The sequence below is a fragment of the Bacillus seohaeanensis genome (assembly GCF_042684945.1).
Taxonomy (GTDB): domain Bacteria; phylum Bacillota; class Bacilli; order Bacillales; family Bacillaceae_B; genus Rossellomorea; species Rossellomorea seohaeanensis.
In genome coordinates this window covers 78,915-97,631 of the sequence record NZ_JBHUMF010000030.1, presented here as the reverse complement: position 1 = coordinate 97,631, position 18,717 = coordinate 78,915, and the positions used below count along the sequence as shown (strand labels likewise).

Below are 18,717 nucleotides of genomic sequence, written 5' to 3'. Positions count from 1 at the left end.
TCCCCACTGATTGAAGTTTCACTTTATTTTTATTTCCCTTTTCTCCACTTAACCTCTCCTTGTGTCCCTGATTATGCTTAATTTATACATAAAACTCCATTTGCATTCATACAGTGATAATGACATTGTCATATATTTTTTGGAATGGAACTTGAAAGGAGGAAACCTCTTTGTCACAAGAACAACAATCGTGTTTGCGATTTTCATTGGAAGAGTCAATTTGGTTTAAAAGAGGACAGGAAGTTGAGGAATTACTATCTATCTCCTTAGATCCACATATAACAATCCAAGAACAAGAACAGTATGTTTTAATAAGAGGTACTTTAGATTTAACAGGTGAATATTTACCATCCTCTGTTGAAGAATTTGATCGAGAAGAGGATTGGATGGATAACAGTATAAACGGAAAATATGTTCAAATAGTTGAAAAAAGAGAGAAAGGTGAATGTGAATTTGTTCACCGGTTTCCAGTAGATGTGACAATTCCTAAAAATCGAATTGCAAATTTAGGAGAAATTGATGTCTATGTTGAAGCCTTTGATTACCTAATTCCAGAAAATGCTTGTTTAAAATTAAATGCGGACCTCACGATTTCAGGTATTTATGGGGAACAGCAAACAAATCATGCTATGGAGTTGGCAGAAGATGCTGTTCTCGAACCACTTCATAGGCCTACTCCCATAAGAGAAGAAGGCGAGGAAACGGAACGAGAGATAAAACAAGAAATAGAGGAAAAGGCAGAGAAAGAACAAGAAATAGAGCAAGAAATAGGGGAAAAGGCAGAGAAAGAACGAGAAATAGAGCAAGAAACAGAGCAAGAAACAGTGGAGAAGGCAGAGGAGGAACAGGAAATAGAACAAGAGATAGTAGAGGAAACAGAGGAAGAAATAGAAAGCGAGCAAGAGAGAGACTATCTTGAAGTGGAAAACCAAGCGGACAAGAATGACGAAGAATATGGGTTAGAAGAGGAAGATAAAGGTGAAAGTGAAGAGGAGTATATTCCTTTTTCAATAGAGGGAAGAAAACAAGTTGATGAGGAATTAGTGAACGAGAGAGAGGAAGAAGAAGAGGAAGAAGAAGCTGTGCCCGTTCAAATTCATTTTGATTCTTATCCAACCGAGTCTAAATCGGATGATAACCCGAGAAAAGAGAACGTCTTTGTTATGCCGGAGCCTGAACTTAGCGAGTCATCTGAACCGGCATCTTATGAAGAGGAGCATAAAGATAAAGTTACAGAAAATATACAACCACAACAGGAACATGGATACTATGAGGAAGAATCCTCCTCATCAAGTGCAGAGGTAGAGGTCGAACAAGAGAGTGCCGAAGTAGAAGAAGAAAAGAAAGTTAAAAAGAGTAAAAAGAAAAATGAAACCATTTCTTTAACAGACTTTTTTGCAAGAAAAGAAGAAGAAAGAGCAGCGAAGTTAAAAGTGTGTATTGTCCAAGAAGGAGAAACACTTGATTATATTGCAGAGAAGTACGAATTAACAGTCCCACAAATTTTAAGAGTAAATAATCTTGAGGCAAATCAGGATGTATATGATGGTCAGGTACTTTATATCCCGGATGAGCCGATTTTTAAGAGTTAGGTAGTGATACGCTTTCTCCTCTTTAAAATGAAAGAGGAGGCCCATCCGTATTATCATTGGGGTGATATTCAATAAGGAAAAACCCAAAAATATGAAGAGTCTAACTATTGTGGACTGACTCCATTTCTATGGGGACAGTCCATTCATCTTTTTCGAGACGACGGGTGACAGCCATAAGAACTAATTGCTATTTAGAAGGTGAGAAGATGGATCAAGCAGTAGAAGTAATGAAACCCATTCTTAAACCTTATGGGGTTGAACCATATTTTATAGAGACATTTGGAAAAGTGAAAAAAGTTTATTCGAATAAAGGTACTCTAGCCGTCAAACAATTACCTGCTAAGCATGGAGTAGATTTTATACGAAATGTGCAATTTCTTTATCAGAGGGGGTACCATCATATCGTTCCTATCTATCCAACATTAGACGGGAGATATGCAGTCTGGAACGATGGAAACTTGTTTTATATTATGCCCTGGCTTATGAATGAGGACAAAGAGAATCGATTTGAAAAGCATCAAAAGCTGTTTCGTGAATTAGCAAGGCTTCATACTCTTTCTTCCAAGGAAGTTACGATTAATAAAGAAGAACGAACGGAACATTATGAACAACTAACATCGAGATGGGAAAAAGAACAGCAATTTCTAGAAGAGTATATCGAAGAGTGTGAGAAAACGACTTATATGTCCCCATTCCAATTACATTACTGTATGTATTATGGAGACATATCTCAAGCACTCGTTTTTTCACAAAGGAAATTAAACGAATGGTATGAAGAAACAAAGGATAATGATAAAGTTCGAACAGTTATTACACATGGAAAATTATCTACCGAGCACTTTTTATTTGATGAAAGAGGAACAGCGTATTTTCATAACTTTGAGCAGTCAAAGGTTGCTTCTCCCTATCATGATTTGCTTCCTTTTTTATCTCGAACACTTAAATCCTATCCTAAATTGTACGATGAATGCATCGATTGGCTTGTTACCTATTTTCATCATTTCTCTTTTCGAAATGAAGAAAAGCTGTTGTTTATGAGTTATTTAGCCTATCCCAGCTCTATCATCAGAATGGTTGAGAAATACTATCATGATAAAGGAAGCAAACGGAATGAAATAAGGTCAGTAAAAAAACTACAAAGATATTATTGGATGTTAAAAAACACCGAGTACGTTGTTATGCGATTAAATGAAATAGAAGAGCAAAGAAAAGAGGAACAGAACAAACAATCTGAGGAAGAAAAAGAGCAGGCCTGATGTAATGAGCATATGCTCAAAAAGTGTCAGACCATTAAATCCAATCAAAGAATAAAGCCATAGCAAGTAGGATAAATAAAGTGAGTAGTAATACATCGAAAGTTGTCGGTAAGAGAATTGTTCGAATTCCTTGGAAAATTGAAAAAGGAATAATAAATTGTTTGCAAAGGTTGCGGGCGTTTCTCAACCATGGCGGCAATGAATAAGGATTATACTTTTTCATGTTTTTCCTCCTAGTGCCTAGATGAAGTTCTATTACATTGTATGTAATAGGAGAGAAAATGTGCTATTTCCGCTTTTCTTATTTAAAGTGAATGTTTTTTAATAAAATTGACGATAATGATTGACGAACAAGTTTCTTTTTAGATAATATATTGATTATATAATACAATTTTAAAAGCTATGAATGGGAAGAGTACGTTGACACTGACCTTAAGAGAGGAAAACTAATTTGCTGAGAGGTTTTCTAGGTAAAGGCAATGGAATGTCGCCCAGGGAGCTGTTTCTATGAACAAGGCAGTAGTAGAAGCCGGTTAAAAGCCGTTATCTTGCTTGAGAGCTATAGGGTATAGTTAGTTTTGATTACCCTTGTGAAAAAAAGGTGGTACCGCGAATCCAAATCCTTCGTCCTTTTATGTGACGGAGGATTTTTTTATTTGCATCAATCACTAATCACTGCCTTTCTAGAGAGCTATTTCTAAAGCTTTGTTTTTAAGGAACAAGAAAATACTCGCTTGTAGACAATCTTTTTATTGAAATTGTCTACAGCAAGCTTTAGCGGCTAGAGGCGACAAGCTGCTTCCGCTTTTGAAATAAAGGAGGAAAAAGTATGGAAACAACAGAAAATGAATTAACAATGCCAACGAAATACGATCCGCAAACAATTGAAAGAGGTCGTTATCAATGGTGGTTAGAGGGGAAATTTTTTGAGGCAGAAAATGATAAGGAAAAAGAGCCTTATACAATTGTAATACCTCCCCCAAATGTTACTGGTAAATTGCATTTAGGTCATGCGTGGGATACTACATTGCAAGATATATTAACACGAATGAAACGTATGCAAGGTTATGATGTATTATGGTTACCTGGGATGGATCATGCGGGTATCGCTACTCAAGCAAAGGTAGAAGCAAAACTTCGTGATGAAGGAAAGTCCCGTTATGATTTAGGTAGGGAAAAATTTGTGGAAGAGACGTGGAAATGGAAAGAAGAGTATGCTGAACATATTCGCCAGCAATGGTCAAAGCTAGGATTAGGTCTAGATTACAGCCGTGAACGATTCACATTGGACGACGGATTATCAAAAGCGGTTAGGGAAGTTTTTGTAACGTTGTATAACAAAGGTCTAATTTATCGTGGTGAGTACATTATCAACTGGGATCCAGCAACGAAAACAGCATTATCTGATATTGAGGTTATTTATAAAGATGTGCAAGGTGCCTTTTATCATATGAGATATCCGCTTGCAGACGGTTCTGGTCACATTGAAATAGCAACAACTCGTCCAGAAACGATGCTAGGGGACACAGCTGTTGCTGTTCATCCAGAAGATGAACGCTACAAACATCTAATTGGCAAAAAAGTTATTTTACCGATTACCGGCAGAGAAATTCCTATTGTTGGAGATGATTATGTTGATATGGAATTTGGATCGGGAGCTGTAAAGATAACTCCTGCTCATGACCCTAACGATTTTGAAATCGGTAACCGTCATAATCTGGATAGAATCCTGGTAATGAATGAAGATGGAACGATGAATGATAAAGCCGGTAAATATACGGGAATGGATCGTTTCGTTTGCCGCAAGGAGATAGTGAAAGATCTCCAAGAAGAAGGCGTTCTTTTCGAAGTCGAAGAGCATATGCATTCTGTAGGACATTCGGAACGAAGCGGAGCCGTAGTTGAGCCATATTTATCAACACAGTGGTTCGTTAAAATGCAGCCACTAGCAGATGAGGCGTTAAACCTTCAGAATACAGGAGATAAAGTAAACTTTGTTCCTGAGCGCTTTGAAAAAACGTATTTACGCTGGATGGAAAATATACGTGATTGGTGTATTTCACGACAACTGTGGTGGGGTCATCGTATTCCAGCTTGGTATCATAAAGAAACTGGGGAAATTTATGTTGGACATGAAGCTCCTGAAGATATCGAAAACTGGAAGCAAGATGAAGACGTACTAGATACATGGTTCAGTTCTGCATTATGGCCGTTTTCAACGATGGGATGGCCTAATGTTGATGAAGAAGATTTCAAACGCTACTACCCGACGAACACGCTTGTGACTGGCTATGATATTATTTTCTTCTGGGTTTCACGGATGATCTTCCAAGGTGTCGAATTTACTGGGGAACGCCCTTTCAAAGATGTATTAATTCATGGACTAGTTCGTGATGCAGAAGGAAGAAAAATGAGTAAGTCATTAGGTAATGGTGTAGATCCAATGGAAGTAATTGACAAGTATGGCGCCGATTCATTAAGATACTTCTTATCTACTGGCGGTTCTCCTGGTCAAGATTTACGTTTCTCAATGGAGAGAATTGAATCTGTTTGGAATTTTGCTAATAAAATTTGGAATGCGTCACGATTTGCGCTTATGAATATGGATGGATTAACATATGAAGAAATTGATTTAACAGGAAAGAAATCCGTAGCAGATAAATGGATTTTAACTCGATTAAATGAAACGATCGAGACGGTAACGAAGCTGGCCGATCGTTACGAATTCGGTGAAGTTGGTCGCGCATTGTATAACTTTATTTGGGATGATTTCTGTGATTGGTATATTGAAATGTCCAAACTTCCGCTATATGGTGACGATGAAGAGGCGAAAAAGACAACAAGGTCGATATTAGCTTATGTTCTTGATAATACAATGAGACTTTTACATCCATTCATGCCGTTTATTACCGAGGAAATATGGCAGAACTTGCCGCATAATGGCGAATCTATCACTGTTGCTTCTTGGCCAAAAGTGGAGGAAAGTTTAACAGACAAAGCAGCGGCAGAAGAAATGAAGTTATTAGTGGAAATTATTCGTTCTGTTCGTAATATCCGTTCTGAAGTAAATACACCTTTAAGTAAACAAATTAAATTATTATTAAAAGCAAAGGACGACAAAGTTTTAGCAATTCTAAAAAGTAATGAAGGTTATATTGAAAGATTCTGTAATCCAGAGGAATTAACAATTGCTACCGACATTGAAACTCCTGATAAAGCAATGACTGCTGTTGTAACAGGTGTGGACTTATTTTTACCGTTAGAGGGATTAATAAATATTGAGGAAGAAATTGCTCGTCTGCAAAAAGAGTTGGAGAAGTGGAATAAAGAGGTTGCGCGTGTACAAGGGAAATTGAATAATGAAAAATTTGTGAGCAAAGCACCACAAAAAGTAGTTGATGAAGAGAAAGCGAAAGAAAAAGACTATCTTGAAAAACGTTCAAAAGTAGAAGCGCGAATTCAAGAACTGAAAAATGTTTAATAAGTGTACTGAATTTTAATTAACTAAAGAGGACTGACAAGCAGCCTAGTATCAAAAAGTAGTTGCTCCTGTCAGTCCTTTTTCTAATATAGTAAGTAGGATGGTGTGTAGAAAATGAATTATGAAGAGGCAGTAGAATGGATTCATGCAAGGTTGAGACTTGGAATAAAACCAGGACTTACGAGAATGGAATGGATGCTTGAGAAGTTAGGGTCCCCAGAAAAGAAGATAAAAACGGTACATGTAGGTGGAACAAACGGCAAAGGGTCTACTGTTACATACCTTCGAAATGTGCTACAAGCAGCTGGATATAATGTCGGTACTTTTACTTCCCCGTATTTTGAAAAATTCAATGAAAGAATAAGCATAAACGGGATTCCAGTCTCTGACGAGGAAATCGTTGAACTAGTAGAGATTATTCGCCCATTAGCAGAAGAATTAGAACAAACGGAATGGGGTGGACCATCCGAGTTTGAAGTAATTACGATTATGAGTCTTTACTATTTTGCAGAAATAAGACCAGTGGATTTGGTTATTTATGAAGTAGGGCTTGGTGGAAGATTGGATTCAACGAATGTGATTACACCACTTGTTTCTGTTATTACTAGTATAGGCTATGATCATATGCAATTTTTGGGTGACACTTTGGCGGAAATCGCATATGAAAAAGCTGGTATTATCAAAAAGAACATTCCTGTGATAACGGCGGTAAAACAACTTGAAGCATTGAATGTAATGGAAAGAAAGGCCGCTACACAAAATAGTAAATTATTCATGCTAGGACGAGATTTTCAAATAGAGCATCTAGCATCTCTTGAGACAGGTGAAAGTTTTTATTACTCTTTTAAAAAACAGCAAGATGAATTCGTTATTAGTATGATTGGGAAGCATCAAGTGGAAAATGCATCTTTAGCATTGACTACTATTGCGTTATTGAATGCAAATAAAGAGTTTATTATAAAGAAAGAGGCAATAATAAATGGGCTAAAAAAAGCAAATTGGCCGGGAAGAATGGAACGATTGTCAACGGAACCACTTGTATTTTTAGATGGGGCTCATAACCCTGAAAGTGTAACAGCGTTAGTTGAGACAGTAAATTCAAGGTTTCAAAATGAAAAAGTACATATATTATTTGCTGCTTTAAAAGATAAAAAGGTAGAGAACATGTTAGAGCAACTAGAAAATGTAGCGCTGTCGATTGCTTTCACGAGCTTTGACTTTCCAAGAGCTGCAACGGCAAAAGAACTTTACGAAACATCTACGCACTCAAATAAGAAACTAGTAGAGGATTGGTACCATTATATTTTAGAGTTGTTACCAAGTCTAAAAGAGGATGATGTATTAATTATAACAGGGTCATTATATTTTCTATCAACTATTAAACCAGAACTTATTGAATTATTGGAAAAATAGAGAAAATTAAAGTGACTTTTATCATATTATTTGATAAAATTATTTTAAACTTATGACTTTTTTACTAATTTTTGAAAGGGGAGGGTAATTATGGATATAGTTACTAAATATAAACGGTTGCTATGGATACTATGGGTATGTATCGTTCCAGCTGGTGTGTATTGTATCTATCAATTCTTCCCTCCTGAAAATATAGAAGGGGAACTATGGAATATTGTAGCTCTATTTATTTTGGCTAGTATTGTACCATTAATTCCTATAACAATTAATGGCACAACTATTTTCTTTATTCAATGGGTGACGCTAGTAGGGTTTATTAAATACGGATTATTTGTCGAAGTACTACTGTTTCAAATTTCCATTATTCCAGTATTAATTCGAATGAAGATTGGAAAAAAGGATGGGTATCGTCTCCCTCTAAGCTCGACAATGTTTTTTCTTGTTTCCTTATTTAGTGGTTTTTGCTTTTATTTAGTAGGAGGAATAATCGGCTATCAATCGATTAGTAGTTTGATTGTTCCGATTCTTGTATATCAGATTGCCTCCATTTTGTCTAATCAGTTGTTATTAATGCTTTTTTACAAACCACTGAATAGAAAATTTACCTACCTTGATTTCAGTTGGGATTTTATTTCAAATTTGGTTATGTTACCTCAATCCTTGACATTATTCTATTTAACATATGAATTGGGGCCTATAGCTACGGTACTAATAGGCATTCCGTTTATAAGTGTATCAATTATTTTACGACTTTATAATTCTTCTGAAAAAGTAAATAAATATCTCCAAAAAGCGGGAGAATTCGGCCGCCAATTAGCAGAAAGCCTTCAAGTTTCCGAAGTGTTAGATCTTTTTTTGCAAAAGATCAGTAAAATATTACCTGTTGAGTATGCGTACATATTAGATGTGAAAGATGATGAATTGGTATTGCTGAGAAGGATAGAAAAAGGAGAGAGAAAAAGTAATGATTTGCCTTCTATGAAGAGGAATCGGGGAATCTGCGGGAGTGTATGGTCGTCAGGGAAACCGGTTATGTACGGAAGTAAAACGGAATGGAAGGGGACTACTGAAGGATATATGCCAGAAGGCGTAGAAAGTATTTTATGCGTTCCCATCATTCGAAGTCAAAAGGTAAGAGGGGTACTATTTCTTGCCTCTTCCAAAAAAGCAGCTTATGAAAAGTTCCAGCTCATGATTGTAGATATTCTCTGTTCGTATTTTGGGGTAGCGATTGAAAATGCCAGGCATCATGAGCAAACAAAACACAATAGTGAGAGATGTGCTCTTACAAAGCTATATAATTATCGGTATTTTGAAAGTTTACTAACGTTAGAATGTAACCACTTAAATATTGGCAAGAGAGAGTGTCTTAGTCTTATTATGCTTGATATTGACCATTTTAAACGAATTAATGACGAATATGGTCATCAAAGCGGTAATGAAATATTGATTCAACTAGCAAACCGGTTAACTAACTGTATTTGCTCAAGTGGAACTGTTGCAAGATACGGTGGAGAAGAGTTTGTTATCCTTCTACCAGATGTTACTAAAAACGAAGCGTTTGAAGTAGCTGAAGGGATAAGGAAAACGATCGCCAATACTCCTTTTATAGTACATAGTGATTTGGATAAAAAACGAAGGACTTTAGAAGTAGGCATTACAGCAAGTATCGGTGTTGCAACTGCACCTGGAGACGCAGATGATACACTCGCACTTATCAGGCACGCTGATAGAGCACTTTATACCGGGGCAAAACAAGCTGGACGTAATCGAGTTGCGGAGTATGTGAAATAAAGGAAGAAACCTTGTGTTGATGCACAAGGTTTCTTCTTTTATAGCCTATAATGTTAGGGGATTTTTTACTTTTCGCGGGATGGTTCAGCAGAAATAATATCCTCTGCTGAATATGCTCCTTCTGAAGTTCCGGCTAGGATTGGAGGTAAATCATTTGGATTTAGAGAATCAAATGTAACACTGCTGCCACCTGTTGCAGTATAGGACTGAGCAATAATGGAACCCTTAATTGTTCCTCCTCCAGACACGATAACATCTGAATTTGGTGCATAGAATAGTTGAGTAACAGCATTGGCACCACCTTTTATCTCTATTTTCCCCCCACCTAATAGTAAATGTCCTTGAAAGCCTGAACCACCGGTTAAAGTTAGTTCTGCATTTTTAGCATATAAAGAGCCGTATATTTTTTGCCCCCCTGATAAGTTTAAATTACTCCCTTTATAAAAGATTTCTAGTTTTTTTACGTGATCTTTTATTAGTTGTAGTCTTGTTTGTTCATCCCTTCTCCGATTAGAGTTTTCTATTTGATCATTTGTATTAATCGCACTACCTGCGCCCATAGTAATGTTGTTATTAACATAGATTGTCAGTTTTCCAGTACCATTTATGTTAATCTTTCCATTAGGTAAATGAAGGTTATTGACAACAATAGCCCGATCATTATCCCCGACATTAATATTTAATGTGTAATTAGATGTAATGCGAATTTCATTGAATTGCATGTTTTCTGTCATAGTTAAAGTGTAGTTATCCGTCATCCAGCTATCGATGTACAAGGAGCCATCATTAATGACATTATAGCTATTTGTAGAGTTATGCACCTTTTCATCTTCAGGTATAGGATAGCTTGGAAAAGAAGGGAATTCAGGCATTTCAAATGTTTTTGCCTGTGCCGATTTAATTATCTCATTATCTAATTCCATCCAATTCGGCTTATTAATTATACTGTCTCCTGAATCAGAGCCTACGTATATATCGCCTGAAATACTCGCACCTCCATCTAGGTTTATTGAACTCGAGGCTGATGAATTTGTTCCGGCTCCACCGATAATTTTTGCTCCTCCAGATAAGTTTATAGAGTCCTTAACAAAAACGGCTGTATCAGGAATGATGACGTCAGTTTTTGGCTTCCAAGTGATACGAAAGTGTTTCTCTACTGTTCTAGAACGATTGTTTATGGTTCCAACCGATATTATTTTATAATCCCTAAAATGAAGGGAATTCCAATTACTAGTATCGATTCTCTCAATGGTTACTTTTGCTTCAGGTTTATGACCAAAGGAATCTTCAAAATTTTTATAGGGGGGATCATTATTTAAGTTCATTAGCATATTCTCAGCATGTAAAAAAAAGGTACTTGCATCGTCAGAGTTATGATAGATATCAACTATGTTTGTATTAATTTTATTTATCTTGTAAGTAACACCAGACTCTGCGATATAATAAGTAGATTGATACGTTCTTTCACTAGAACTCATTTTCGTATTGTTTACTGCAAGTCCCATGATGGATAAGCCTAAAATTGAAATTATGGTGAGGGCTAATAAAACTACAACTAAAGCAATTCCTTGTTCATTCTTTTGTGATTTTATTTGAGCGAGTATTCTTCTCATAATGACACACCTATTCCCTTAAATAAATAATAGTTTCAGGCAAACTACCTATTTTTAATGTGACTTGATTTCCACGCTTTTTAACAGTGAACTTCTTTATATTTGAAATGAACGGTTCATTATTTTTGGTTAATGTAGTGCTCTTTAGCTTGTAAACATCTGTTTCGTTAATTATTAGTTCATTAAGATGATTTGTCTCTACTGTCTCTGCTTTTCTAATCTCTTTTGTAATAAGGCCAATCGCTAATCTTTCGTCAGATTGGACTTGAATTTTATTTACTTGTGAATTCATTTGTTTTTGGACGAATAAGTGAACGGAATTTGCAAGAAGTAAGATCATGGAAAGTAGTGCAAGGGCAATTAATACTTCAACTAATGTTACACCTTCTTCACTTTTTTTCATTCATAACACCAACTAATCTTACCATGATAAAATCATCTCCATTTGGGCCTGCTGTTTATCTTTTTTCTTATCCTTATACACTTTCACGATTACTTTTTCTAGTTTTCCCGATATACTTTTTAATTGAATAAATATATAATGACCATCCCTACTCATTCCATAACATTTATGACAGGAGATATCATTTTGATAGCCTCTCATTAAAATACCGTCTGATAAAGTATTTACAGAAGAGGAAGTGGAGCTAGTGTTCATATTTATTATTTCTTCCATTTCTGCTTGTGCAAGGTACGTTGCCTCTGTAATATTTTGTGACATAGTATTAGAACGGGATGATTGAATAAACATTGGTATGATTAGTACTATAATCATAGACAATATTACGATTGAAACTAATATTTCAATTAATGTCATCCCTTTTTCAGAGAAGAAATTCGATGAAAAATTCCTCATTTTTTTGGACCATCCTTTATTTTTAAAAAACTTAGAATGTGACTTTTTATGTTCCATGTTTATTATAGAAACAATTTTTCACTTCCGAGTAACTATGCTTTTCCATAAATATTATGACATGTCTAGCTACATTTACGTCTACTACTTTTTTCTGAATTATAGTTGGTATATGTTTCTATTTGTAGGAGAAGTTTATAAAGCTTAACAACAAAATACCTAGAATTGTAATAGAAACAAGCAATTCAATAAGAGTTAGGCCTTTTTAATCAGTCAAGAAATTTGACAGTTTCACTCTGCCACCTTCTTTCAAAATACATAAGTTTATTATACAATAACATAAAGTCGATTATTGTTGATTTAAGTCTAATTTCTTAGAAAAAGATAATAGGAAATTCTTTTAAATGGGTATTTCATCCTGTGAAAAAGTAACTTCTTATTTTATAGAGGTATTTCTGGTGAAGAGCTTCTTTAAAGAACGTAAACTAGATATTAGCCTTCTGTACCTGCGTCAATTTATAGATGAAAATATTCTAGTTAGAAAGAGGTAATGTATGTATATATACCTATTTGCGATACTAGTCTTTATTATGCTTATCCCTATTCTTTATTTCATTCCAACAGTTTTTTCTGTAAAAGGGAAGGTAGGTTTTGCTAGCATCGCTTTATGCTTTTCTGTGCTAAGTATATTTGCAAAAACGCAATATTCCTGGTGGATTGTAGGAGTACTACTATTGCTTCTTTTAGTTGTAACTTCCTATTTAATTGACCAACGGTTTACTTCGGTATTTTTTGAGACGATTGATTCAAATGAAGAAGCGATAGAGAATCCGGTAGATATAAATAACAAAGTTAAAATAGAAATTAATAATGATTCAGAAGGCTTAGTCGAACAGAATGAAAAAAGTGATATGAAATCTGAAGAAAAATTATCTAGTAATGAAGAATTAGAAGGTTTGGCTGAAGAAGAAAGTACTTTTTTAGCGACGTTTCGTGATGAGGCTACTGCAACAAAAGAAGTTGAAATGGACAAAGAACAACTATTAGCTAGTGAGAAAGAGGGAATAGAAATAATAGTAGAAAACGAAGCTAAACCAATGACCATAGCGATGGACGATTTAAGTGAAGCTTTTATCCATCAACAGGAAAAACCTTCTACAGTAATAGAGGAATTTTCAGCGGATAATAAAATAGAAGACATAAAAACGGATACACCCGTAATGGACCCGGTGAAGGAAGAGGAGGAAGATCTCGAGGAATGGTTGGAAAGGGTGAGTTTAGAGGACATTGATGTAGAAAAGTCAGATAAACGTGATAAATAGAAAAGAAGGGAGCGGTTAGTGTGAAATCGGTACGGTTTATTAAAATATTTTACACATTACTTCTATCGACTCTATTTGTGTTAGGCTTTTCTCATTTAGGTGCAAATGCTTATGAAAAATTCGTTTTAAAGGCAAAAACATACGGACCAAACACAAGTATTGCTTCTGTAAATGTATCTGGAAAGTCAGAAGTAGAAGCTCGTGAGCTTTTACTTCAAAAAATAGAAGAGTGGAAGCTTGAAGGGAGAGTCAGCATACGTCATGTAGATAAAGAAATACATGTGAAAACAGCTAGTTTTACATTTGATATTGAAAAAACGTTAAATAGTGCGACTAATAATGGTAATGAACTAATCGTAACTATTCCTGAAGAAGAGTTAAAAGCAATACTGACGAATAATATCCCATCTATTAACCTAGCAAGATATGATATAGGAAAGGTAAAAAATAAACTAGAGCATTCCACTTCATCCCTGAATCCCGAAATAGCTCTTCAGCTAGAGGATTTCATTTCTGATTCTCAAGAAGTAACGGTAGTGTCCCAAGTTCAAAAAGATATGGTGAAAACGACATCTGGCGTCCGAAGTTTTATTGAGACATTTCCTTCCATAAAAATTGAAGGGAGCTCGCAGTTTTCACTTATGCATTTTTTGAAAAATGAAGGGTTTACCATTGAACAAGGTCAAAATTTAAGTGTTATATCCTCCATCATCTATGAACTTTTACTACCTACTAACTTTTCTATCGCGGAACGAAATACGAGTCTTTCTCTTCCCTCCTATGCAAAGTTAGGTTATGAGGCACATTTTGACACGGAAAAAAATATGGATTTTGTTTTTGCTAATCCAAATCAGGTGTCCTATGAAATTCAATTTGAATTGGAAGACAACATAATAAACACGAAACTTATAGGGATACCGTTTCCGCATCAATATAATGTAATGGTAGAAGGGAAAGAAACATTCCTTCCCCGGACTATAAAACAATTCAGTCCTTTTATATCGAAGGGCGATATGACTGTGAAGGAACAAGGAGAAGAAGGTAGCCTTATTAAAGTATATCGGCAAACACTTGACCCAAGAGGACAATTGCTTGAAGAAACACTACTAGCTGAAGATTTTTATCCACCTGTTCACCGTATCGAGTTACACCCTATTGAAGAAGCAACAGTAACTAATGAAATTTCAGATTCGAATTCAGATGTAGATTCAAAAAATAACAAAGATGAAAAAAGTTCTGAAGGGCAAGAGAGCAAAAATAACCGAGAAAATAATGGGAATAAAAAAGAAAATGTAGAGTCAAGCGAAGAAAAGAATAATAAATCCAATAATTCTTCTAATGAGCAAATGGAATCATCAACAGAAATGATGAAATAACCTGATAAGCAGGTGATACTATGGTGAATGAAAGAAAGAGATTAGGTGACTTACTAGTCGAAGCTGGGTTAATAACAAAAGAACAGCTTTTCTCTACTTTAGAAGAAAAAAGTAGAGGACAAAAGCTAGGAGATGCGCTCTTACAAAGAGGATATATTACGGAACAACAATTGATTGAAGTATTAGAATTCCAATTAGGAATCCCTCATGTTAGTTTATATCGCTACCCTTTTGAAACGAACTTATTTCATTTAATTCCAAAAGAACAAGCAAAGCGAAATTTAATGATTCCGTTAAAGAAAGAAGGAGACAAGCTATTTGTCGCAATGGCAGACCCAATGGACTTTTATGCTATTGAAGATTTGCGGTTGGCGACGGGGTTTTTCATTGAAACAGCAATTGCTACAAAAGATGATATTTTAAAGGCAATCAATAAGTATTATGATTTGGAAGATGGTTTTGAGGACTTAGCAGAAAGCACAGACGATACGGATAATATGGAAGAACAAATTATTGTTGACCAGGATTCGCCAATTGTCCGGCTAGTAAATCAGATCCTTTCCAATGCTGTTACACAAAAAGCAAGTGATATTCATATTGATCCGCAAGAAACAAAAGTAAGCATTCGATATCGTGTCGATGGTGTTTTACGGACAGAAAGAAATTTGCCGAAACATATGCAAAGCATGTTGATTGCTAGAGTGAAAATTATGTCAAACTTGGATATAACGGAGTTTCGAATTCCACAAGATGGGCGTATGAAGACAAATGTTGATTTCAGACCAATTGACTTGCGTGTTTCAACATTGCCGACCGTTTATGGTGAAAAAATTGTCATGCGGATTTTAGATTTAAGTAGTACGCTGAACGATATTACGAAACTTGGATTCAATAAAGTGAACTATCAACGATTTTCGAAAATGATTGAGCAACCGACAGGAATTGTATTGATTACAGGTCCAACTGGTTCGGGTAAGTCTTCAACACTATATGCTGCTTTAAACAAACTCAATAGTGAAGAGGTTAATATTATTACGATAGAGGATCCCGTGGAGTATCAACTAGAAGGTGTCAATCAAATTGGTGTTAATCAAAATGTCGGTTTATCGTTTGCGAAAGGGTTACGATCTATTCTTCGGCAAGATCCGGATATTATTATGGTTGGGGAAATTCGTGATAAAGAAACAGCTGAGGTAGCGATTAGAGCCTCCTTAACAGGTCATCTTGTTTTAAGCACAATTCACACGAATGACTCATTAGGAACCATTACAAGGCTCCTTGACATGGGAGTCGAGCCGTTTCTAGTTGCATCTTCGTTGAGTGGAGTGGTCGCGCAACGTCTTGTTAGAAGAGTGTGCCGTGATTGCGGTCATGAAGTGGAAGCGACAAAGCGAGAAATTGAAATATTTGCTAAAAGGGGCATGAAAATAGATAGAATTATGCGGGGAGCAGGTTGTTCCTCTTGTAATATGACTGGTTACAAAGGGCGTCTTGCCATACATGAGGTGCTCGCAATGAATGATGATATGAAAAAAGTCATCCTAAATAATGAACCTTTCACTAAACTAAGAGAACATGCGATTAGAAATAAAACAATATTTTTGGTGGATGATGGTTTGTTAAAAGTAAAGCAAGGTTTAACAACGACGGAGGAAGTATTAAGAGTAGCCATTTCGGAGTAGGTGATGATCGTGAAAGAGAGAATTGATTATTTATTAAAGTCTGCATATGAGTTAGGGGCATCGGACATTCATTTAACAGTCGGATCTCCTCCAATTTTTAGGTTGCATGGAGATTTGAAAAGGTTTGGAAAAGATCCACTTCTGCCAGAAGAAACGGAGGAGATGGCAAGAGCGATTATCCAAGATAATGTGTGGCAAAGTTTTCAAGAAGCAGGGGACCTTGATTTTTCATATGGTATTCCTGGCATCTCTCGTTTTAGGGTAAATGCATTTCGGCAACGTTCTTGTGTGTCACTAGCTATTAGAGTAGTGCCAACGAGTATTCCGTCAATAGATGACCTATTTCTACCACTTGTTTTGAAAAAACTAGTGGAAAAACCTCAAGGGCTATTATTAGTAACGGGTCCAACAGGAAGTGGAAAATCTACTACACTTGCTTCGCTTATTCATTACATGAATCAAAAGATGAGAAAGCATATTATCACATTAGAAGACCCAATTGAGTACTTGCATAAACATGGAGCTTGTATTATTGATCAGCGCGAAGTTGGTTTTGATACGAAAAATTTTTCTAAAGGACTTAGAAGTGCATTAAGACAAGATCCAGATGTTATTTTAGTTGGAGAAATGCGAGATTTGGAGACAATCCACACTGCAATTACAGCGGCGGAGACAGGTCATCTTGTCCTTGCGACCCTCCATACATCAAGTGCTCCTGCGACAATAGAAAGAATTGTGGATGTGTTTCCACCCGAACAACAGGCACAAATCCGGATTCAGCTTGCTTCCGTTCTTGTTGGGATTCTATCGCAACGATTGTTTCCGACGGTTGATAAAAAAGGAAGAAGGGCAGCGACCGAATTACTAATAAACAATCCTGCTGTTAGTAACCTTATTCGTTCTGAAAAAGCACATCAAATTGCCAATACAATGCAAACATCGAAAGCATTAGGAATGCACACGATGACAGAAAGTGTATCAGGGCTTTACGAAAGTGGAACGATATCAAAAGAGTTAGCGTTTCCGTTTTTGAGAGAGGAGAGTCGTAATTAGATGGCTCGCTTTAAATACACTGGTCGTGATCAAAGAGGAAGCAGAAGTGGGACGGTAACGGCAACGAATAAAAAAGAAGCATTAATGATGCTGCGAAAACAAGGTACAAGAGTTGTTGATATTCAAGAAGTTCCTGAAACATTAATGACAAAAGATATTACAATCGGAAACCCTGTTAAGCTGCAGCACTTGGTCATTTTTTTACGGCAATTTTCAACACTTTTAAACGCAGGAGTGACAGTGGTTGATGCTACTGGGATTCTAGCGAAGCAAACGGAAAGTAAAGCATTGAAAAAAGTGTTAAATGGCATAGAAGGTGAGATTAGAGACGGGAATCCATTATCAGAAGCTTGTGCAAAGCATAAAAAGGTATTTGAACCTCTTTTTATCAACATGCTACGAGCAGGAGAGGCTTCGGGAAGCTTAGATGAAACGCTCGAAAACCTTGCGGAGCATTATGAGAAACAACATATAACAAAGCAAAAGATTATCTCTGCTCTTGCTTATCCGCTCGTTGTAGGTATTATAGCTATTGGAGTTGTTATCTTTTTATTAACTGCCGTTGTGCCAACATTTGTAACAATGCTTCAAGATTTTGGAGGAGAACTACCGCTAATAACGAAATTTGTTCTAGACTCTAGTGAATTTATGCAAAAGTACTGGTATTTGGTTATTGGGGCACTTATTCTTATTTTTATAGGTCTTGGTATAATGAGACAAAACAAAAAAACAAAGTATTATTTGGATTATTTTACTTTAAGGATTCCGATTTTTGGCGGAATGCTACAAAAAGCTGTCTTGGCAAGAATGACACGAACACTAAGTTCCTTATTTTCTAGCTCCGTCCCAATTTTGCAGGCCTTAACAATAGTGGAAAAAATAGTCGAGAATGAAGTGATAGCAAGAGTAATAAATGAGTCTCGTGATTCATTGGAAAAAGGAAATAGTTTAACAGCACCGATGCAAAGACATTGGGCGTTTCCACCACTTGTTACACAAATGATCGCGATTGGAGAAGAAACAGGTTCGTTAGATTCAATGCTCGGAAAAGTAGCGGATTTCTATGAGAAAGAAGTAGAAACAGCAACTGATAGACTAAAGTCTTTAATTGAACCATTAATGATTGTCTTGTTGGCAGGTATTGTTGGAACCATCGTGACATCAATTCTCGTTCCGATGTTTGAAATTTTTAATAATGTTCAGGGTTATTAAATGAATATTCTTATTTTTGCAAAATTACAATTTTATGTAACAAATTACCTCTATTTTTGACAGTTTTTTT

General features: G+C 36.0%; 14 protein-coding genes, 1 pseudogene and 1 other annotated feature. Of the genes and pseudogenes, 10 read left to right on the top strand and 5 right to left on the bottom strand.

Features of this window, described 5'->3' with window-relative positions:
* Positions 1-170 precede the first annotated feature (170 nt).
* Together ACFSUL_RS11970 and ysxE are read left to right on the top strand one after the other, a co-directional pair.
* The gene (locus ACFSUL_RS11970; RefSeq protein WP_377935695.1) at positions 171-1,592 is read left to right on the top strand and encodes a LysM peptidoglycan-binding domain-containing protein; all 1,422 of its coding nucleotides are present in this window, start codon (positions 171-173) and stop codon (positions 1,590-1,592) included.
* A gap of 206 nt (positions 1,593-1,798) precedes the next feature.
* Complete coding sequence (gene ysxE / locus ACFSUL_RS11965) at positions 1,799-2,848, top strand: spore coat protein YsxE (protein WP_377935693.1); 1,050 nt, start codon at positions 1,799-1,801, stop codon at positions 2,846-2,848.
* Between the two features lie 34 nt (positions 2,849-2,882).
* On the opposite strand, the gene ACFSUL_RS11960 is transcribed toward ysxE, so the two are convergent.
* Positions 2,883-3,071: a hypothetical protein gene (locus ACFSUL_RS11960; RefSeq protein WP_377935691.1), complete on the bottom strand. Its 189-nt coding sequence runs from the start codon at positions 3,069-3,071 to the stop codon at positions 2,883-2,885.
* Between the two features lie 170 nt (positions 3,072-3,241).
* Positions 3,242-3,483 (top strand) — a binding site (T-box leader).
* Between the two features lie 194 nt (positions 3,484-3,677).
* Between ACFSUL_RS11960 and ACFSUL_RS11955 the strand changes: the two genes are divergently transcribed.
* The 3 genes from ACFSUL_RS11955 (at position 3,678) to ACFSUL_RS11945 (ending at position 9,536) form a co-directional block, all read left to right on the top strand.
* Entirely contained in the window at positions 3,678-6,329 is a 2,652-nt protein-coding gene (locus ACFSUL_RS11955; RefSeq protein WP_377935689.1) for a valine--tRNA ligase, read from the top strand.
* Positions 6,330-6,443: 114 nt separating this feature from the next.
* Entirely contained in the window at positions 6,444-7,742 is a 1,299-nt protein-coding gene (locus tag ACFSUL_RS11950; protein WP_377935687.1) for a bifunctional folylpolyglutamate synthase/dihydrofolate synthase, read from the top strand.
* Between the two features lie 90 nt (positions 7,743-7,832).
* Complete coding sequence (locus tag ACFSUL_RS11945; RefSeq protein ID WP_377935685.1) at positions 7,833-9,536, top strand: sensor domain-containing diguanylate cyclase; 1,704 nt, start codon at positions 7,833-7,835, stop codon at positions 9,534-9,536.
* Positions 9,537-9,601: 65 nt separating this feature from the next.
* On the opposite strand, the gene ACFSUL_RS11940 is transcribed toward ACFSUL_RS11945, so the two are convergent.
* From ACFSUL_RS11940 to ACFSUL_RS11925, 4 genes and pseudogenes are all read right to left on the bottom strand, one after another.
* Positions 9,602-11,149 (bottom strand): pilus assembly PilX N-terminal domain-containing protein, encoded by a 1,548-nt coding sequence (locus ACFSUL_RS11940; protein ID WP_377935683.1) that lies wholly within the window; start codon positions 11,147-11,149, stop codon positions 9,602-9,604.
* A 10-nt stretch (positions 11,150-11,159) separates the two neighbouring features.
* Positions 11,160-11,552 (bottom strand): prepilin-type N-terminal cleavage/methylation domain-containing protein, encoded by a 393-nt coding sequence (locus ACFSUL_RS11935; protein WP_377935681.1) that lies wholly within the window; start codon positions 11,550-11,552, stop codon positions 11,160-11,162.
* A gap of 18 nt (positions 11,553-11,570) precedes the next feature.
* Positions 11,571-12,005: a type IV pilus modification PilV family protein gene (locus ACFSUL_RS11930; protein ID WP_377935680.1), complete on the bottom strand. Its 435-nt coding sequence runs from the start codon at positions 12,003-12,005 to the stop codon at positions 11,571-11,573.
* A 175-nt stretch (positions 12,006-12,180) separates the two neighbouring features.
* Positions 12,181-12,264: pseudogene (locus ACFSUL_RS11925) on the bottom strand (type II secretion system protein); the annotation flags it as partial.
* A 292-nt stretch (positions 12,265-12,556) separates the two neighbouring features.
* On the opposite strand from ACFSUL_RS11925, the gene ACFSUL_RS11920 reads away from it, so the two are divergent.
* The 5 genes from ACFSUL_RS11920 to ACFSUL_RS11900 are packed head-to-tail and all read left to right on the top strand — an operon-like array spanning position 12,557 to position 18,647.
* Complete coding sequence (locus tag ACFSUL_RS11920; protein WP_377935678.1) at positions 12,557-13,324, top strand: hypothetical protein; 768 nt, start codon at positions 12,557-12,559, stop codon at positions 13,322-13,324.
* Positions 13,325-13,344: 20 nt separating this feature from the next.
* Entirely contained in the window at positions 13,345-14,700 is a 1,356-nt protein-coding gene (locus ACFSUL_RS11915) for a hypothetical protein (RefSeq protein WP_377935676.1), read from the top strand.
* A gap of 20 nt (positions 14,701-14,720) precedes the next feature.
* Positions 14,721-16,382, top strand: coding sequence for a GspE/PulE family protein (locus ACFSUL_RS11910; protein ID WP_377935674.1), 1,662 nt, complete (start codon positions 14,721-14,723; stop codon positions 16,380-16,382).
* A gap of 9 nt (positions 16,383-16,391) precedes the next feature.
* A complete protein-coding gene (locus ACFSUL_RS11905; protein ID WP_377935672.1) occupies positions 16,392-17,435 on the top strand; it encodes a type IV pilus twitching motility protein PilT in 1,044 nt (347 codons plus the stop codon).
* On the top strand, positions 17,436-18,647 hold the full coding sequence (locus tag ACFSUL_RS11900; RefSeq protein ID WP_377935670.1) for a type II secretion system F family protein: 1,212 nt from the start codon (positions 17,436-17,438) through the stop codon (positions 18,645-18,647).
* Positions 18,648-18,717: the final 70 nt, after the last annotated feature.